This is a genomic window from Anaerolentibacter hominis, from assembly GCF_032380675.1.
Lineage (GTDB): Bacteria > Bacillota > Clostridia > Lachnospirales > Lachnospiraceae > Anaerolentibacter > Anaerolentibacter hominis.
This window is the reverse complement of the sequence record NZ_JAWDIX010000002.1, coordinates 203,561-221,484: the sequence shown is the minus strand read 5'-3', so window position 1 is coordinate 221,484 and position 17,924 is coordinate 203,561. Positions and strand designations below refer to the sequence as shown.

Sequence of the window (17,924 nt, the reverse complement as noted above, 5' to 3'; positions counted from 1 at the left end):
ACTATTCTCCTCTGAAAGAACAGGCTACTCTTTCTCCTTCGGTTCCAGAATGGTTCCGGCGTCTTCCTCCGGCGCATACTCCCGCAGCGCTGCCGCAATCCTGCTCTGTACATCCTGTGCAATCTCCTGCGTCTTTTTCCCCTGATACTCCTCATAGTACAGAGGTTCCAGAAAATGAATCTGCACGGTAATCGGTTTCGCCGATCCGGAATCAAAGGCTTTGTAGGTATCCACCAGTGCAACCGGTACGATAGGGCACCGTGCCTGGGTAGCACTCTTAAAAGATCCCGCTTTGAACGGATGCATCTGGTTTGGCACCCCGGCTCTGGTTCCCTCAGGGAAAATCAGATAATTCCGTCCTTCTTTTACTTCCTTTGTCACCTGCATGATCACCTTCATGGACTGGCGGACATCGTTCCGGTCCATAGGCAGCGCACGCATCAGGCGCATCACCTGCTTAATCAGAATGACATCCTTCACCTCTTTTTTGGAAATCAGGCTGAACGGCCGCTCATGGACCTGCATAAATACCAGGGAATCGAACAGCCCCTCATGGTTGGGGAACATAATATATCCGTTCTGCTCCGGCAGATTCTCCAGTCCGTAACATTCCACCGTCACCCGTCCTGCCTTAATAATTCTGGTAACCATCTTCCGGAGCAGTTTTGCCGCCTTCTCTTCATCATAGTGCTTCTCACTGCCCAGCCACACCATCCTGAAAAACCAGTACGGTACTATATACAGAAGTTTCGCTACCATCAGTGCAATCCGTTTCATTTATCTATTTCCTTTCCTGCCCTATCTTCATTCATTCTGTCAATGGCGGTCCTTATTCCCAGCCAGCCGTCTGGCTTTCCGCCTTTTCACACTCCGCACAATCAGCACCACAATCAAAATAACGAGAGCGATTATGAGTACCACAATCAAAACGAGTATGACCGCAATCTTATTTGGATTCTTTATGAGATCAATAATATTCCTGCTTTGATCCACAACCTTGCGGTTCTGTGTCGCTGAATAATACTCCGGAATCACAGAAACACCGTCCTCTTCCTCAAATGAATCCAGGTAACCGGCCAGTGCCAGCCATTCCTTCACTTCATTTCCCTTCTTGTCATGAATAATACAGGCGGAAAAATCCGTGACCGGATTTCCTTCCTTATCCTTTGGAACAAGAGAAAGAATACCGAAGGATTTGCTTTCCACAACGCCCAGCATCTGAGCCGAATAAAGCCCGGACACCACCCGGTACAGCTTATCGTCTTCCAGTTCGGCAGCACTGCCGTCCTCCCTGACAAGTTTAATGTCTGTCACTTTGTTTAAAATCAGCCTGTGCGGGTTAAATGTAAACGAAACACCGGACATATAAAGCCTGGCTGTCGTCATCAGATCGGAAATAGAGGCGTCCACCTCCGCAGCCGTCCGTATTTCCCTGCCCGTCAGGTAGACACTAACCAGCGGATAACCGCATGTGCCGTCCGCGCCGGAACCCAGAGAGCTGACTAAAAAGGCATCCGCAACCGTAACATTTCCAGGATAAAAGGTTTCCCGTATCACACCGCTGGGCACCAGAGCCAGATCAATCGGCTCATAGTCTTCCCCCTCCGCCTCTTTTACCGCATGAATATAGGAGTCGGAGATAATATTTCCCAGGGTATGCTCCGTGTGCTCGTCGCTGATCGCGCTCAGAGAAGAAAATTCATAGGGGTTGTAGGCCAGCACCTGATCAAACGTATAACCGAACTGCTGCAGATATTCCTTCTCCACCAGCTCCTTATACTCTTTCAGTATAGTTAAAATAGATTCATCCGCCTTCACAGACGAATCAATCGGCGTCAGTTTATAATCGGACAGCAGCCAGCTGCCGTCCTCCTGCTCGGTTAAATGCAGAGAACCAAGCCTCATGCCGTATTCCCCGCTGGAAACAATCCAGGTATTTCCCTGGCGGATCGGCTCCTCCAGTGTGGAGTGGGTATGTCCGCTGATAATCAGGTCAATGTCCGGAATCTCCTTCGCCATAATCTCATCCTCCGACTCACTGGCTTTCGGCCAGGTTCCGCCGTGAGACAGGCAGACGATCAGATCGGCCTCCTCCTTCAGCTTCTCCACCGCCTCCTTTGAGGTCTCCAGATGATCTCGGAAAACCACCTGGCTGTTGGGAGCGCAGGCTTCCGCATCGTCTCCAAAAGAGCTGAAAATCCCGATCTTCACACCATTTCGTTCTATTATAATAGTATCTTTCACACCGTACTCATCAAAAGCACCCTTTAACTCTTCCGCCCTGGCCGGGTCAGACGCGGCCCAGTCGACAGCGGAAAACATAAGCTCCGGCAGCGCATCGCCGCTTCCCCTGGCCGCTTTCAGCATGGCAGCCGCCCCGCTGCTTGTAAAATCAAATTCATGATTGCCAAAGGTGGTCGCATCATATCCCAGCTGACCCAGCATCCGAAGCTCCAGCGCCTCCTGCTGAAAAACCGCCTGATACAGCGTACCCATAGAAAAATCCCCGCCGTCCACGGTAATCGAATCCGGGTATTCCGCCCTGATATCATCCATCACCGTCTTCAGCTTAGCAAACCCGCCCACCTCATCCGGCGCACCATGCGTCGTCTTTAAGGTTGTGTCCAGATGGGAATGAAGGTCGTGAGAAAAAATGACGTGCGCCTCCCGGCCCGCTTCCTTGCCGCTTGCCGTAATTCCAACCGCAAAAAGCAGGAGCAGAAGAAAGGCCATTATGTATCTTTTATTCCATCTCTTTCCCATAATAATCTCCTTTTCTGGTTTTCTATTTCACAAGGACCATTCGGGCCCGTGATACGTTTGCTGTTAAAGTCTTTCCAGTGAAACAAACAGCTATAAAACAAATCCCGCCATACGGCGCGGGCTTCTCCTCGGGAACCTTCTCATTTCTCCGCTTCGCTCCGAAACGAGAAGCTATAAAACAAATCCCGCCATACGGCGCGGGCTTCTCCTCGGGAACCTTCTCATTTCTCCGCTTCGCTCCGAAACGAGAAGCTATAAAACAAATCCCGCCATACGGCGCGGGCTTTGTTTTATATTTTACCCTAAGGCTTACCAAAAGTACAGATTCCAAAGCCTCCTCTTTTGTCCTTTCCGGTCATAATTTGGTGTTGACAAATATAAAATTACATTGTAGAATACAATTCGTACCGTATTTGCGGAGTTGCTGGAATTGGCAGACAGGCATGACTAAGGATCATGTGTCTCAGAGACGTGAGGGTTCAAGTCCCTTACTCCGCATAGCTAAAGGGAGATGAGTTTCATCTCCCTTTTTTAACTATATATAAGGAGCTTGTTATGGGATTTTTCGAACTTTTTTTACTCTCCGTCGGCCTTGCCATGGATGCATTTTCCGTTTCGATCTGCAAGGGATTAAATATGCAGAAACTTCATTTCCGGCATGTCTGTCTGATCGCCGCTTTCTTCGGCGGTTTCCAGGCCGGTATGCCCCTGATCGGCTGGATGCTTGGAAAACAATTTGAAAAATCCATAACCTCCGTCGATCACTGGATCGCATTTATCCTCCTGGGTATCATCGGAGGGAAAATGATCTGGGAAGCATTAAAAGGCGGAGAAGAAGATGAAGACTGCGGCGGGATCAAGCTGGGCGAACTCTTTATACTGGCAGTCGCCACCAGCATCGACGCATTGGCAGTCGGCATTACCTTCGCATTTTTACAGGTCCATATATTCTTCGCAGTTGCCCTGATCGGAATCATCACATTCCTGCTGTCCGCGGTAGGCGTCGTCATCGGTAAAAAATTCGGAAGTCAATACCGGAACAAAGCAGAGCTGGCCGGAGGAATCATACTGGTGCTCCTTGGAACAAAAATACTGCTGGAACACCTGGGAATCCTGAGCCTTACATAACAACAGAAATTTTTCACTGAGCTGCAGTTTTTTGCAGCTCATTTTCACTGTCCCGCAGGGACATTTTTCACTTGCGGCTTTCACTGAGCTGCAGTTTTGACAGCACATTTCGGTTCTTTACGTTCTTCACTCTTCCTTCTTCATTGCCCTTATGCGGCTTTGCCGCAACTTTCACTTTCTTCCGTTCTTCATTATTCACTCTTCCTTCTTCATTGCCTTCATTGCCTTCCTTATTTCATTATTCTCTTTATTAGTCCCAGATGATTCTTATACGGCGGATATCGCAGAGGTATATCCAGCCAGTTTGCCTTTTTCAATATGCTCTTCTTGTGAGAAAAGGTATCAAAGCTTCCCTTGCCATGATAGCCGCCCATCCCGCTCTCTCCCACGCCGCCGAAGGACATGTAAGTGGTAGCCAGATGTACAATCGTGTCGTTGATACAGCCGCCGCCGTGAGAGATAGAGGAAAGTATCCTCTGCTCTCTTTTTTTGTTCCTGGTAAAATAATATAAAGCCAGCGGTTTGGGTCTGCCGTTCACAAATCCGATTACTTCATCCAGCCTCTCAAATTCCAGAACCGGCAGCAGAGGCCCGAAGATTTCTTCCTGCATAATCTGGCTGTCCGGCGATACAGCCGTAAGGATCGTCGGCGCGATACAGCCGGTCTCTCTGCTGAACGTTCCCCCGCATACAATTTCCCCGGATTCCATCAGGCCCGCAAGACGGTTAAAGTGCTTTTCATTTATAATTTTCGGATACTCGTCATTTTCACAGGGATTAGCCCCGTAGAGACGCACAACTTCCTGTTTCATTTTTTCCAGCAATTCATTTTTAATCTGTTTCTGTACCAGCAGATAATCCGGGGCAACACAGGTCTGCCCGCTGTTTAAAAATTTCCCCCAGACAATCCGTCTGGCCGCTACAGAAAGATCTGCCGTCTCATCAACAATACAGGGACTCTTGCCGCCCAGCTCCAGGCTGACCGGTGTTAAATGCTCCGAAGCCGCCTGCATGACCGCCCGGCCCACTCCCACACTGCCAGTAAAGAATATATAATCAAACTTTTCGTGAAGCAGACTTTTGTTTTCTTCTCTGCCTCCCTGAACCACAGCGACAAAACAGGGATCATAAATCTCCGCCAGAATTTCTCCCATTATCTGCGAAGTATGGGGAGAGTAATTGGACGGTTTAATAACCGCACAGTTGCCTGCAGAAACTGCGCCAATCAGCGGAGCCATAGTCAGCTGGAATGGATAGTTCCATGGGGATAAAATCAGAACCACCCCATAGGGCTCGCTGTATATCCGGCTGACCGAGGGAAACTGGGCAATCGGCGTGGGAACTTTTTTGGGCTTCGACCAGGATTTTAAATGCCGCAGCGTGTAATTGATCTCCTCGTAGATAATGCCTATCTCGGTGGCATAGGCTTCAAACGGAGCTTTGTTAAGATCCTGTTTTAACGCCTGGAACAGCTCTGTCTCATGTCTTTTTATCGTTTCCTTTAATTTCACAAGCTGACGTATTCTGAAATCCACATCTTTTGTTTTGCCGGATGCAAAGAATTTTCTCTGCTTCTCAATTATTTTACTGATCCGTTCCTGTTCCATATTTTATTCTCCATTCCGAAGCGTTCTTTGCGAAGGGGCGCGCTGAGAATTTCTGATTCCCAGCTGCGATAAATGCTGTTTGTGACGCCTCAGCACAGACAGCTGATTTAAAAATCATCACATCAGTGTGTTTTTTTAAATCTGTTCTCCTTTAATCTGACTATATAAAAAAGCAAGATCTTTTCTGCTCAGGATCTTCGGTACCGGATATAAGGGATTGGCCTCCCGCGCGGCGCGCAGGCTCAGCAGCCCGATATCAGCCTCCCTGATATCACTCAGATGCTCCGGTATACCCATATTATAATTCATACGGCGGATAGCAGCAATAAAGAGATCCGCCCGTTCTGCTTCTGTCATTTCTGCCATCCCGATTCCAGCCACGTCCGCAAGTTCGGATAACGGCTGATAGACCGCCTCTCCATAGTATTCCAGAACATAGGGCAAAATAACCGCATTGGCAAGTCCGTGAGGGGTTCCGTACATGCCGCCCAGCGCATGGGCCAGCGCATGTACATAGCCTACATAGGCCCTGGTAAATGCAGCTCCCGCAAAATATGCCGCCTTCTGCATGTTTTCCCTCAGGAGAAGATTTTGTCCATTTTCATACACTCGTTCCAAATCCCGGAAAATAATCCTGACTGCCCGCCAAGCATACTTTTTTGTTTTACCGGTGTTGCTTCTTCCGATGTAGGCCTCCACCGCATGGGTCAGGGCATCCATACCGGTCGTGGCCGTCATGAACTTCGGCAGGTCTTTCGTTAAAACAGGGTCCAGCACGGCATAGCGGGGCGTCAGGGACGTATCGGTGATCGCGTATTTTTCTTTGGACACCGCGTCCGTTACCACAGCCGCAATCGTCACCTCACTTCCAGTCCCGGAGGTAGTGGGGACTGCGATCAGAACCGGAAGTTTTTTATGTACCTTCAGCACACCCTTCATCCTGCTTACCGGCTGCCCTGGCTTTGCGATCCGCGCAGCGGCAGCCTTGGCACAGTCTATGGGAGATCCGCCGCCCACAGCCAGAATCGCCTGGCATTTGCTCCTGCGATACAGGTCTGCCGCCTGTTCAATGTTGTCTATCGTGGGGTTGACTACCGTCTTATCATACAGACTCCAGGCAACCTCATTCCGTTCCAGATTAGAAAGCAGCTCTCTTAGAAAATCCTGTCTGGAAATTCCCGGATCAGTAATCACCAGCACTCTGGATATTCCCATCTTTCTGATTGCACCCGGAAGCCGTCTGATACTCCCCGCGCCCTGCATCAGCCTTGGGGTACGAAAAGGCAGCAGATAAGCCGCCGCTCTCATACCGGTCTGAAATCCCCGGCAGCCCAATCTGTAAAATGGATTCTTTTTCTCCTGAATTGGTTCCATCACAATCGACCTGTTTCATGCAGGCATATGCCTGTGAAATCCTTCCGTATTTATTTTGATGTTCAAATTAATAAACTGTTATTGTTTATAACTCTTTTCCCACAAAATGTCAAGAAAAAAGAGTCGCCGTCCGGGGTGCAAATAACAAAAAATCCCCGCCCATTTAATTCTCCTGCTGGCTGCGGGGATTTGAATGGGCGGGGATAATGCGGGGCTATTTGTCTTTGTAATGTCCTCTGCAATGTGCGATATAGATGCGTCCATTTTCTATATGGTAAACCAAACGGTCTTTATCATTGATGCGGCGGCTGTATTCGCCCCGCTAGATTTTTTCACTCATCCTCTTCCTCGATCAGTTCATGCGCCGTACCTTGTCCTGTTCGGAGTTCCTGGACGGATTTTTTTACATAGGCCATGTTGGCTTCTGAAAAAAATGGATCGGTGGCCTGTGTAATTTCAAATGGGATTCGATTTTCGCGCAGAACTGCTTTCACAAAAAGATTGATGGCTGTGGAGGTATTTAGGCCGACATTGGAGCAAAAGGCATCAAAGCTGGCTTTATCCTTTTCGTCTACTCGTGCGGTTATGGTTGATTGTGCCATAGAATCATCTCCTTTCTGTATTCTATCTGTCTATATACTGGAAAAGAGCTACCGTTCTTCCCTCAAAAACTCTCTCATAATTCCAAAGAGTTTATCACTGTGAATAACATAGCTCCCATGGCTCTCCCCCGGGAGGATCTGCAGCCGCGCACCTGGAATATGCTCCGCAATCTCTCTGGTATGGCTCTCTCTTATCATATCGCGGCTTCCGGCCAGCACCAGCGTCGGAACTGATATCATTTTCAGCTCTTCCGCCTTGATCTGCGGCTGTGTCAGCATCATTTTCACCTTCGGATCTCTGTGCAGAAACCAGGAGAATTTCATGCCCAGCAAAACAGACCGCTTCAGTCCGCCAGGATATAAATTAGCGCCGCTGATAACCAGCTTTGTCAAAAGCTCCGGATACCGCAGGGCCAGTAAGAGGCCGAGAATTCCGCCGTCACTGAAACCATAGAGGCAGACCGGCCTGCCGATTCTCTCCCGGATCAGACCGGCCATATCCTCCGCCATCCGGGAATAATCCAGATGTTCTGCTGCTGAACTCTGTCCATGTCCCCGGCTGTCCGGTGCCCAGACATGAAAGCCGCTGTCTGCCAGCTGCTTTGCCAGAACATCAAAGATAGTATGATCTTCTCCGTTTCCGTGGAGAAGCAGCACTGGCTCACCTTCTCCGGTTTCTTCGTAATATAGCTTTACTCCGTCTTTTTCATAAACCATAGTTATCTACCCGTACCTTTCAGCATCAGTATAGCATCCCCCAGGGTACAGGAAAAGTATTTCTTCACGGTATTATTTTCCCCGCAAAGCTCTATTTCTCTATGGAATAAGAGTATACATTCTCATAATCCAGTCCCATCGTGATATCCACGGTCAGGTCATTATTGTTGTAAACGGCTGACCACTGTGTCCCTGTGATCTTCCCCTCCTCATTGGGTTTTAACGGCTGGCTTGCCGCAGAGAGCAGATCCATTCCCTGCTCTTCTGTAAGTACGCCGTCTGTTTCTTTCAGGCCGTCCATCAGAATCTGGTACCGGTCCTGACCTCCCCCGATATTGAAGAAGTCACCTTCTGCGAGGAAGAAATTCGTACAGGCCTGATAGGGGGTCTCTTCTTCCAGAACGGTAAATACATTGTCCACATACTCTACAATGACAGACCGGCCTGCCGCGTCGGAAATCTGAAAGTGATAGCAGCTGTTGGCGGAGGAATGCATGTCGTACTGCTGGAGCAGATCCAAAGCCTCCCCTACATCGGCGGCCTTATCCAGAAGCATCCGGATGGCAGATGTGGTGTTGATATCCGTCTTGCCCGTATCCTGATTGGTGGGTTCTACGTTCAGCTGCAGCACACCCACGGTCAGCCCTTTCTCATTGATCCCGTCCAGGGGAATATAAGGAACCGCAAGAGCTAAAATCCGGTCCTTCACCGTATCCGGAAGATAATCTTCCCCGTAACCCATAAAGGACAGATTCACCATGGAAATAGATTCATATCCATTCTTCGGCGCCGTATGTACCAGCATGGCAGGTGCGTAGGCATTGTCAAAATTTCTGCCGAAGATGGAATCTCCCTCCGGGGTCTGCGCCCGAAATGTACTGCAGCCCAGATCCGGTATTGTAATCTTAACCGGAAGGCCTTTCATCAGCTTCTTGATGATAAACTGCACCAGTTCCTGGTCATTCGCCGCACCGGTCTCCATAAATTCGTCCAGGCCGTAATCTGCTTTATAATCCATCGTATACAGAGGATACTCATCCACCTTTTCCACCGAGAAAACAGAGCGGACCGCCCCCTGAAACATAACGCCCAAAATTACGATGGCTGCCAGCAGGACCGCCAGCGCGCCAATGACTATTTTTCTTCCTGTCTTTCCCTTCTGTTTCATTATGCAAGTCTCCTTTCCGGCCAAAGCCCATATTTATTTTGATATTCAAAATACTTTGGCCCGGCGTTTGCCAGAATAGCACAGCATATTTTGGATATCAAGTTCCGACCAATAAATTGAATGACAGGCAACGACTGAAAATTATGTGAAAATGCCCGCAGAACATGACTCCGCTATGGATTTCTTTGGTCATCGGCGCCGAACTGACCGGATACAGGACTTGAAAATTCAGGAGGAACAGGAGTATGATAGATCACAGAACGAATAGAATGGGAGGCGGAGAATTTGAACATCATTGACGCGCATCTGCACTTTTGCAAGGCAGACGGCGAATATTTTGACCGGATTGCCCTGGCTGCCGGACATGAACATTCGGAGACACACCTGCGGATGGTGTTTAAGCAGTACAGCATACGGATGGGTGTTGTTATGGGGAACCGGGAGCTGGAACCGGCCTTTCACCGCTATCCGGAATTTCTGCGCTACTGCATCGGCATCGACGGCAGCTTTTATAACCGCTACGGTTTTGACAGAGTGCCCGAACTGGTCGAAGAGAATCTGCGCAGGCCGGACTGTGTGGGGATCAAACTCTATCCGGGATACTGTCACAGTTATGTGAGCGATCCCAGATATGAGCCGGTCTATGAGCTGGCCGAACGGTATCAGAAACCGGTAGCCATCCACACAGGTCTTACCGCCGGTACCACCGCCCTTATCAAATACAGCCACCCGCTCACCGTGGACGAAGTTGCGGTAGGGCACCCCCGGGTACAGTTTGTCCTCTGCCATATCGGTAATCCCTGGATTCCCGATGCCGTAGCCGTCATGGCTAAGTGCCCCAATGTAGCAGCGGATCTTTCCGGCCTTCTGGAGGGCAAACTGGATATGAATCGTTTTTTTGAAGAACAGAGCGGCTATATCAGTTATTTAAAGACCTGGATTACCTATTTAAGCGATTACAGCAGGCTTCTGTACGGAACCGACTGGCCGCTGGCCAACGTGGGAGACTATATTAAATTGGTAGAGCATATCATACCGGAAAAGTATCAGGAGCAGGTTTTCTTTGAAAATGCCAACCGTCTGTACCGTCTGGGCCTTTCCTGATGTAAAGCTAAAAAAGAGAGTATAAAAGCATCTGCAAAATTTCCCCTGCAAATGCTTTCATACTCTTTCCGCTCATTCGTATCCCTCGGTTTCCAACAATACAGATGATTTCTCTGCTGTTTTCAATAGCATGCTAGCTTTTGCTTCCCGCCGTATACAATATTGACAGCACCAGTCCCGGCGCAAAGAAAATCAGATAAAACAGCAGGGCAGCCAATACGGAAATCCCGGTGCTGACAATGCTTAGGACAAGGATAACCACGGCTGTCAGCGAATAAAGCGTGAGCAGGAGAATTCCCATGGAAACACAGTGACAGAGTTTAGCCGGACTTCGATAATTCCGAATGCCATATATTCCCGCGCGAAATTCCAGAATGGCAAACGGCAGCCCGGCAAAAGCCAGGATAAGCCCGGCACTTCCCAGAAGCAGACTGCCCTCGCTGGGTGACGCTACCGTCCGTATCAGAAGAACAGCCCCCAAAATGCATCCCAGCATCTTTAGACTGCCCAGGACAATAAGCAAGATTGAAACAATACGCAAAAGAGTATTTCTGCCGGAAAAACCGGCACTTGTAAACATAATACTGCTGGTCATGGCGTTCCCTCCTTATGTCCGATTCTATCTAATTTCATCATACTTCAGAAGAATAAAAAAAGCTATCCCTTTTGTCCTTCTTCATTGACCATCCAATTTTTAGTTGACATTTCCATTTTTCCATTGTAAACTAATATGGCAGTAATACGTAGGGGCATAGTTCAAAGGTAGAATGCGGGTCTCCAAAACCCTTGATGTGGGTTCGATTCCTACTGCCCCTGTAGTTTTAGAAGGTTCCCTGTTTACAGGGAGCTTTTTTCATTTTAAACGTCATAGAAAGGAGAATCCTCTTGAATACCGAACATCAGTTAAGACAGACGCTGGCCGGAATCGACCGGAAAAGCTATGGTTATTATAAGTCATTGGCAGGAAGTTATACCTTTAAAGATTATACTCTTCATATTGATCATGTGCAGGGCGACCCCTTCGCCTCCCCCTCCAGAGTACGGATCACCGTACCGGCGCAGATTCATGGTTTTTCTTCAACCCTGTATGATCGAAAATGCAAGAAGCTGGCGCTGGAGGATTATATTCTCCGGCAGATTCACCGCTTCTTATCCCGCTCCGGCAAGAGTGCTTCTGGTTCAGGCAAAAGCGGTCTGATTTTCACCTGTCCGGCAGGTCAGAAGGTATTGGAAAGAGCTGCCGTGGTATTTGGAAAATCCGGCCTGGAAGTGCGTCTGGAAATAGGATTTCCCGCGAGAGGCCGCAGCATTCTGGCCTCCGAGATGGAGACCATTCTCTTTCGCGCTCTGCCGGCTCTGGTTTCCTCTTCCCTTATTTACAAAAACCTGAATCAAAGAGAAATAAACCGCGCCGTCTCCCTGTCCGTGAACCAGACCTATCTTCGGGAACAGTTAAAAACACATAATCTGGCGGCTTTTGTGGCAGATGGATCTGTCCTCCCAAGGGAGAGCGGCATTTCCGACCGTCCCATGAGGGATGCCATTCCCTTTACATCACCGGAGCATATGAGAATACAGTTCACTCTTCCTGACGGGACAACCCTCTCCGGCATGGCTCTGCCCAGGGGGATCACCGTTATCACCGGAGGCGGCTATCACGGCAAATCCACGCTGCTGCGCGCATTGGAAGCAGGCGTCTATAACCATATTCCGGGCGACGGCCGAGAGTATGTGGTTACGGACGAAACCGCGGTTAAACTCCGGGCAGAGGACGGCCGCCGGATCAGTCACTGCGATATCTCCGCTTTTATCAATCATCTTCCGGGCGGTCAGAACACCAGTGATTTCGTGACAGAAAACGCCAGCGGCAGTACATCCCAGGCAGCGAACACAGTGGAGGCCATAGAAGCAGGCGCCGGTGTATTCCTGATCGATGAGGACACTTCCGCCACCAATTTTATGATCCGGGACAGCATTATTGCGAAGTTAGTTTCCGATGAAGAAGAGCCGATCACACCTTTTATCCGCAGAATCCGCGGTATTTATGAGAATCTTGGAATCTCAACTGTAGTTGTTGTAGGCAGTTCCGGAGACTATCTGGCCGCCGCTGACACGGTTCTCCAACTGGACCGTTATTTGGTAAAAGATGTAACAGCGCAGGCGAAGCAAATCTGTGCAGACTGCGGACTTATTGCCCCGTCTGTTCCTCAGCCCCATAAGTCTATTAATATAGACCGGGAGATCGCCGGGCTCAGATCCAAATCCGGCAGGGAGGGTTTTAAGATCAAGGCGCAGGGAAGGGATTCTCTGGTCATCGACCGTGAAACCATTGATCTCCGTTATCTGGAGCAGCTGATAGATCCCGCCCAGATTGCAGCGCTCGGCTATATGACCGCCTGGCTGCTGAAAAATACGGGCAGCGCAGAGCGATTGTCTACTCAAATCGACCGTCTTTATCAGAAGCTGGAGCGGGAGGGCCTGACCGCCGTTATGCCGTCAGGTTATCCGGCAGGTCAGCCTGTTATGGTCAGAAAACAGGAACTCTTCGCCTGCCTGAACCGTTACCGCAGCCTGCTAATTGAACATATAAGATAATAGAAAAACCAGGAAGTATATTACTTTCCTGGTTTTTTAACTCCATCCTCACACTCAGGCCGTCTTTTCTGCAAAATTCCCGGTGTAGAGCTGATAATATTTCCCTTTCTGTTCGATCAGTTCCTCATGGGTTCCTCTCTCGATAATCCGCCCCTGCTCCAGCACCATGATGCAGTCCGCGTTCCGAACGGTTGAGAGCCGGTGGGCAATCACAAATGTGGTGCGGCCTTTCATCAGCGCGTCCATTCCCGCCTGCACCAAAGATTCGGTCCGGGTATCAATGGAAGACGTAGCTTCATCCAGAATAAGAACCGGCGGGTCCGCCACCGCGGCTCTGGCTATCGCCAGCAGCTGCCTCTGTCCCTGACTCAGATTCCCGCCGTCACCGGTGAGCACGGTCTGATACCCCTCCGGAAGACGTTCGATAAAGCTGTCCGCTCTGGCCAGTCTGGCCGCCGCGATACACTCTTCATCCGTAGCATCCAGCTTTCCATACCTGATATTATCAAGCACGGTTCCTGTGAACAGATGGGTATCCTGCAGTACCATTCCCAGTGTTCTCCGAAGATCCGGCTTCTTAATTTTTGTTATATTAATCTCATCATATCTTATTTTTCCATCCTGTATGTCGTAGAACCGGTTAATCAGGTTGGTAATTGTTGTTTTTCCAGCTCCGGTGGAGCCTACAAACGCAATTTTCTGCCCGGGCTTTGCATACAATTTTATGTTGTGCAGCACCATTTTCTCATCGTCGTAGCCAAAATCCACGTCATTAAATACCACGCCGCCTTCTACTCTGGTGTAGGTGACGGAGTTATCCGCCTGATGAGGATGCTTCCAGGCCCAGATTCCGGTACGTTCTTTGGTCTCTTTGAGCGTATCATCCGGAAGGACCTCGGCATTTACGAATTCTACATAGCCGCTGTCCTCCTCCGGTTCCTGGTCCATAAGCTGAAAGACTCTCCCGGCACCCGCCAGGGCCATCACAATCGAGTTCATCTGCTGGCTTAACTGTGCAATAGGCTGAGTGAAATTCTTATTCAGACTCAGAAAGGCAATAATGGTTCCAACGGTTATTCCCGACTGGCCGTTTAAGGCTAAGACAGACCCGATCACGGCACACAGAACATAACTGATATTGCCGATGTTGGCATTGATCGGCATCAGCAGGTTGGTATAGCGATTTGCCTTGTCAGCGCTGTCCCGGAGTCTGTTATTTAATTCTCTGAACCCCTGTTTAGCCTGTTCCTCCCGGCAGAATACCTTGACGACCTTCTGGCCGTCCAGCATTTCCTCGATAAATCCGTCCACATTTCCTAGATCCTGCTGCTGCCTTCCAAAATAAGTGCCAGACAGACGCGTCAGTTTTCTGGTCACCAGCAGCATGAACACTCCCATGACAAGAGTGACGGCTGCCAGGACCGGACTCAGAATCAGCATTGATACAATGGCTGTAACCAGAGTGACGGCGCTATTAATAATCTGAGGCACACTCTGGCCCATAAACTGCCTTAATGTGTCCACATCATTGGTGTACACCGACATAATGTCACCATGTGCGTGAGTATCAAAGTATTTTATCGGAAGGGTTTCCATCCGGTCAAACAGATCTATACGCAGATGTTTCATTGTTCCCTGGCTCACATTAACCATAATCCGGTTATAGCCAAATGCCGCGGCTATTCCTATCAGATAAAGACATGCCAGTTTTAAGAGAGCAGCCCCCAGTGCAGCAAAATCCGGCGTATCCGCTGAAAGCATAGGCGTGATATAATCATCCACCAGAGATTGTATGAACAAAGTGCCCCGAAGTGTAACGACAGCTGAGATCAGAATACATGCTATTACAATAAGAAATGGTGTCTTATAATACCGTAGCATATAGCCCAGCAGACGGAAAATCACATTGCCCTTTTCACGGATATTTATTTTCTCTTTCTCCATCTTATGCACTCTCCTTTCCCGCAGGCTGGTCAAAGTCCCCGCCGCCTTTGCTCTGAGACTCATAAATTTCCCGGTATATGTCATTGGTTCTCAGGAGGTTCTCGTGATTGTCAAAACCATTGACACGGCCGTCATCCAACACCAGAATCCGGTCCGCCTCCTGGACACTGGAAATTCTCTGGGCAATAATCAGTTTTGTCGTCCCCGGCTGTTCCCGGAGGGCCTGTCGTATCTTCGCATCGGTCGCCGTATCCACCGCACTGGTGGAATCATCCAGGATCAATATTTTCGGCTGCTTTAACAGCGCCCTGGCAATACACAGCCGCTGCTTCTGCCCGCCGGATACATTCGTTCCGCCCCGCTCAATATAGGTTTCGTATTTCTCAGGCAGCTGTTCTATAAATTCATCTGCACAGGCAGCCTGGCAGGCCTTTCTACAATCTTGTTCAGAGGCCTCCTCGCTTCCCCACCTCAGGTTCTCAAGTATTGTGCCGGAAAAAAGAACATTTTTCTGCAGGACTACCGCAATCTGATGCCGCAGGGCATTAAGATCATAGTCTCTTACATCAAGCCCTCCTGCACAGACCGTCCCCTGCTGCACATCGTAGAGACGGCTGATCAGATTCACAAGACTGGTCTTCCCGCTGCCGGTCCCGCCGATGATACCGATTGTTTCCCCGGAGCGGATATGCAGTGTAATGTCTTTTAATGCCGGCTTGCTGCCCTTATGATAAGTAAAGCTTACATTGTTAAAGTCAATACTGCTATCCGCCAGCACGGTTTTCGGTTCTTCAGGAGAACGCATATCCGGCACCTCATTTAACACCTGGGCAATACGCCGTATACTGGCTGAACTCATAGTAATCATGACAAAAACCATGGACAGCATCATTAAGGACATCATGATAGACATAATGTAACTGAGCAGGGATGTGATATCTCCCGTGCTCATCATTCCTCCCACAATGTATCTTGCCCCCATATAGGAAACTGCAATAATGCATCCATAAACAACCAGCATCATAGCAGGATTATTAAACGCCAAGAGACCTTCCGCCTTTGTAAACAACTGATAGAGACGGCCTGCCGCACCGGAAAATTTCTGTTTTTCATAATCTTCTCTGACATAGGATTTAACCACACGTATCGCGGATACGTTTTCCTGCACTCCCGCATTTAAATCATCGTATTTATGAAATGCCAGATCAAAAGTCTTCATTGTCTTTTTCATAATACCTCCCAACACAAGCGCCAGAAAGCAGATTGCACCCAGGAATATCAGGCTCAGCTTCCTGTTGATCAGGAAACACATCGCCATGCTGCATATGAGCATCATCGGGGAACGGACAGCAATGCGCAATATCATCTGGTACGCATTCTGGATATTGGTCACATCTGTTGTCATCCTGGTTACCAGGCCGGCTGTGCTGTATTTATCAATATTAGAAAAAGAAAAAGTCTGTATCTTATCATAGATACTCTCCCTCAGGTTACAGGCAAGACCTGAGGAAGCGCTTGCCGCGTATTTCCCGGCCATAGTTCCGAACATCAAGCTCAGAAAGGCCAATAGTATCATCAGCAGCCCGTACTGGTAGACCCTTTGCATATTACCGGTTTCCAGTCCCTCATCTATAATTCTGGCCGCTATAAAGGGAAGCAAAACCTCCATAATGACTTCCAGTGTTGCAAACAGCGGTGTAAAGATGGAAGCTTTCTTATATCGACCCAGCCGGGCTAAAATCGTTTTAATATTGTTCACGTAATTACCTCCTATTATTTCCTCTGCAGTTTAGCTAACATCTTCTCCTGCAGCCGAACAAACTCTTTTAATTCTTTCTCTATAAAATCTTCCTACTAATTTATACCGCTTTTTGACTTGAATGTGAAATCAAAACATTCTATAATCTATAAATAAGTTTTATTGTTATCTATTTAATATTCTTTTTGGAAGGCGGTTTATTATGAATACGATACAGTTAGAATGTTTTTTGGCAGTTGCACGGCACCTGAATTTTTCCAGGGCGGCCGAGGAGGTACAGATCACCCAGCCCGCGGTCAGCCACCAGATCAATTCTCTGGAGGATGAATTAGGGACACGTCTATTCAATAGGACCAGCAAAAATGTAGAGCTCACCCGGGCAGGGATGCACTTTATAAACGATGCCTCGGAGATAATGAAAATCGCCGCTGGCGCCAGAGCCCGTCTCCAGGACCATAGCGACCATGAACCGCTCCTACTGGCCATTGGCTGCCACAATCAGTTTGAACTGAACCTTCTGCCGCCCTTTTTAATGAAGCTGGCAGAGAATTTCCCCCTGCTGCACCCCGCCATCCGTCTGATTCCATTTCAGTCCCTGGGCAATTTGCTAGAAAATGAAACGATCCATATCATGTTTGGCTATCAGAGCGGAGCCTCCAGGAGGGCCTCCGCCTACTATCATGAACTGATCAATTGTCCGGTCTCCTGCGTATGTGCCCCTTCTCATCCCCTTTCCTCCAGAAAATCCCTGATGGAAGATGAACTGACGGGCAGTGCCATATTATGCGAGCCTCACAAAGGGCCTGAAATCATATTTCAGATTCAGAGCCGGCTTTCCTTAAAACGTCTGCCCCACGAAATTTTACTGGCAGACGGATATGAAGGCACCGTTACTCTACTGAAAGCAGGACTTGGCTTCACCCTGCTGCCCGATATCGTAAATGCCAGAGAAGAGGGATTATGTTACATTCCATTATCTGGAGCAGAGCCAGTTTCCTTTGGAGTCTACTATAAAACTACGAAGGGAAATCCGGTTTTAAAGCAGTTTGTCCAATTATTAAAAGACGGTCTGACCTCCTGATGAAGATTGGATAAAAAGGCCGTCAGCGGATGTCTGTTCCTTCATCCGCTGACGGCTTACCAAATAATATTCTATTTACCAT

Annotated in this window: 15 protein-coding genes, 2 tRNA genes and 1 pseudogene; 6 read left to right on the top strand and 12 right to left on the bottom strand. The window is 48.8% G+C overall.

Annotated features, from left to right (window positions below; genetic code table 11):
- Positions 1-24: 24 nt before the first annotated feature.
- Together ABCW47_RS10225 and ABCW47_RS10220 are read right to left on the bottom strand one after the other, a co-directional pair.
- Positions 25-777 carry a lysophospholipid acyltransferase family protein gene (locus ABCW47_RS10225; protein WP_343209818.1) on the bottom strand — a complete coding sequence of 251 codons (753 nt, stop codon included), beginning with the start codon at positions 775-777 and terminating at the stop codon, positions 25-27.
- A gap of 39 nt (positions 778-816) precedes the next feature.
- The gene (locus tag ABCW47_RS10220; protein WP_343209817.1) at positions 817-2,763 is read right to left on the bottom strand and encodes a bifunctional metallophosphatase/5'-nucleotidase; all 1,947 of its coding nucleotides are present in this window, start codon (positions 2,761-2,763) and stop codon (positions 817-819) included.
- A gap of 415 nt (positions 2,764-3,178) precedes the next feature.
- Here ABCW47_RS10220 and ABCW47_RS10215 point away from each other — a divergent pair.
- Both ABCW47_RS10215 and ABCW47_RS10210 read left to right on the top strand, forming a co-directional pair.
- Positions 3,179-3,261 (top strand) — tRNA-Leu (locus tag ABCW47_RS10215).
- Positions 3,262-3,318: 57 nt separating this feature from the next.
- A complete protein-coding gene (locus tag ABCW47_RS10210) occupies positions 3,319-3,891 on the top strand; it encodes a manganese efflux pump MntP (RefSeq protein WP_343209816.1) in 573 nt (190 codons plus the stop codon).
- Between the two features lie 67 nt (positions 3,892-3,958).
- Here ABCW47_RS10210 and ABCW47_RS10205 read toward each other — a convergent pair whose 3' ends face one another.
- The 7 genes and pseudogenes from ABCW47_RS10205 to ABCW47_RS10175 form a co-directional block, all read right to left on the bottom strand.
- Positions 3,959-4,090, bottom strand: coding sequence for a hypothetical protein (locus ABCW47_RS10205; protein WP_343209815.1), 132 nt, complete (start codon positions 4,088-4,090; stop codon positions 3,959-3,961).
- A 31-nt stretch (positions 4,091-4,121) separates the two neighbouring features.
- Positions 4,122-5,498, bottom strand: a complete 1,377-nt coding sequence (locus ABCW47_RS10200; protein WP_343209814.1) for an aldehyde dehydrogenase — start codon at positions 5,496-5,498, stop codon at positions 4,122-4,124.
- Between the two features lie 135 nt (positions 5,499-5,633).
- Positions 5,634-6,872 carry an iron-containing alcohol dehydrogenase gene (locus tag ABCW47_RS10195; RefSeq protein WP_343209813.1) on the bottom strand — a complete coding sequence of 413 codons (1,239 nt, stop codon included), beginning with the start codon at positions 6,870-6,872 and terminating at the stop codon, positions 5,634-5,636.
- A 214-nt stretch (positions 6,873-7,086) separates the two neighbouring features.
- A pseudogene (locus ABCW47_RS10190) lies at positions 7,087-7,179 on the bottom strand (type II toxin-antitoxin system YoeB family toxin); the annotation flags it as partial.
- Between the two features lie 25 nt (positions 7,180-7,204).
- Positions 7,205-7,474: a type II toxin-antitoxin system RelB/DinJ family antitoxin gene (locus ABCW47_RS10185; RefSeq protein WP_343209812.1), complete on the bottom strand. Its 270-nt coding sequence runs from the start codon at positions 7,472-7,474 to the stop codon at positions 7,205-7,207.
- Positions 7,475-7,522: 48 nt separating this feature from the next.
- Positions 7,523-8,191: an alpha/beta fold hydrolase gene (locus ABCW47_RS10180; RefSeq protein WP_343209811.1), complete on the bottom strand. Its 669-nt coding sequence runs from the start codon at positions 8,189-8,191 to the stop codon at positions 7,523-7,525.
- A 91-nt stretch (positions 8,192-8,282) separates the two neighbouring features.
- Positions 8,283-9,359, bottom strand: a complete 1,077-nt coding sequence (locus tag ABCW47_RS10175) for a linear amide C-N hydrolase (protein WP_343209810.1) — start codon at positions 9,357-9,359, stop codon at positions 8,283-8,285.
- 285 nt (positions 9,360-9,644) lie between these two features.
- On the opposite strand from ABCW47_RS10175, the gene ABCW47_RS10170 reads away from it, so the two are divergent.
- The gene (locus ABCW47_RS10170) at positions 9,645-10,463 is read left to right on the top strand and encodes an amidohydrolase family protein (protein WP_343209809.1); all 819 of its coding nucleotides are present in this window, start codon (positions 9,645-9,647) and stop codon (positions 10,461-10,463) included.
- Between the two features lie 133 nt (positions 10,464-10,596).
- Here the strand turns inward: ABCW47_RS10170 and ABCW47_RS10165 are convergent, their stop codons facing one another.
- Entirely contained in the window at positions 10,597-11,058 is a 462-nt protein-coding gene (locus ABCW47_RS10165) for a hypothetical protein (protein ID WP_343209808.1), read from the bottom strand.
- A gap of 150 nt (positions 11,059-11,208) precedes the next feature.
- On the opposite strand from ABCW47_RS10165, the gene ABCW47_RS10160 reads away from it, so the two are divergent.
- Together ABCW47_RS10160 and ABCW47_RS10155 are read left to right on the top strand one after the other, a co-directional pair.
- Positions 11,209-11,279 (top strand) — tRNA-Trp (locus ABCW47_RS10160).
- A 69-nt stretch (positions 11,280-11,348) separates the two neighbouring features.
- Positions 11,349-13,058, top strand: coding sequence for an ABC-ATPase domain-containing protein (locus ABCW47_RS10155; protein WP_343209807.1), 1,710 nt, complete (start codon positions 11,349-11,351; stop codon positions 13,056-13,058).
- Between the two features lie 54 nt (positions 13,059-13,112).
- On the opposite strand, the gene ABCW47_RS10150 is transcribed toward ABCW47_RS10155, so the two are convergent.
- Together ABCW47_RS10150 and ABCW47_RS10145 are read right to left on the bottom strand one after the other, a co-directional pair.
- Positions 13,113-15,002: an ABC transporter ATP-binding protein gene (locus ABCW47_RS10150; RefSeq protein WP_343209806.1), complete on the bottom strand. Its 1,890-nt coding sequence runs from the start codon at positions 15,000-15,002 to the stop codon at positions 13,113-13,115.
- 1 nt (position 15,003) lies between these two features.
- Positions 15,004-16,752 (bottom strand): ABC transporter ATP-binding protein, encoded by a 1,749-nt coding sequence (locus ABCW47_RS10145; protein ID WP_343210058.1) that lies wholly within the window; start codon positions 16,750-16,752, stop codon positions 15,004-15,006.
- Positions 16,753-16,963: 211 nt separating this feature from the next.
- Here ABCW47_RS10145 and ABCW47_RS10140 point away from each other — a divergent pair, with 211 nt between their 5' ends.
- Positions 16,964-17,842 carry a LysR family transcriptional regulator gene (locus ABCW47_RS10140; RefSeq protein ID WP_343209805.1) on the top strand — a complete coding sequence of 293 codons (879 nt, stop codon included), beginning with the start codon at positions 16,964-16,966 and terminating at the stop codon, positions 17,840-17,842.
- The last annotated feature ends 82 nt before the right edge of the window (positions 17,843-17,924 follow it).

Excerpts from the sequence above, each read along its gene's own strand:
- ABCW47_RS10225 (WP_343209818.1), bottom strand. The coding sequence starts at position 777 with ATGAAACGGATTGCACTGATGGTAGCGAAACTTCTGTATATAGTACCG.
- ABCW47_RS10200 (WP_343209814.1), bottom strand. The coding sequence starts at position 5,498 with ATGGAACAGGAACGGATCAGTAAAATAATTGAGAAGCAGAGAAAATTC.
- ABCW47_RS10140 (WP_343209805.1), top strand. The coding sequence starts at position 16,964 with ATGAATACGATACAGTTAGAATGTTTTTTGGCAGTTGCACGGCACCTG.
- ABCW47_RS10195 (WP_343209813.1), bottom strand. The coding sequence starts at position 6,872 with ATGGAACCAATTCAGGAGAAAAAGAATCCATTTTACAGATTGGGCTGC.
- ABCW47_RS10165 (WP_343209808.1), bottom strand. The coding sequence starts at position 11,058 with ATGACCAGCAGTATTATGTTTACAAGTGCCGGTTTTTCCGGCAGAAAT.
- ABCW47_RS10210 (WP_343209816.1), top strand. The coding sequence starts at position 3,319 with ATGGGATTTTTCGAACTTTTTTTACTCTCCGTCGGCCTTGCCATGGAT.
- ABCW47_RS10185 (WP_343209812.1), bottom strand. The coding sequence starts at position 7,474 with ATGGCACAATCAACCATAACCGCACGAGTAGACGAAAAGGATAAAGCC.
- ABCW47_RS10175 (WP_343209810.1), bottom strand. The coding sequence starts at position 9,359 with ATGAAACAGAAGGGAAAGACAGGAAGAAAAATAGTCATTGGCGCGCTG.
- ABCW47_RS10150 (WP_343209806.1), bottom strand. The coding sequence starts at position 15,002 with ATGGAGAAAGAGAAAATAAATATCCGTGAAAAGGGCAATGTGATTTTC.
- ABCW47_RS10180 (WP_343209811.1), bottom strand. The coding sequence starts at position 8,191 with ATGGTTTATGAAAAAGACGGAGTAAAGCTATATTACGAAGAAACCGGA.
- ABCW47_RS10220 (WP_343209817.1), bottom strand. The coding sequence starts at position 2,763 with ATGGGAAAGAGATGGAATAAAAGATACATAATGGCCTTTCTTCTGCTC.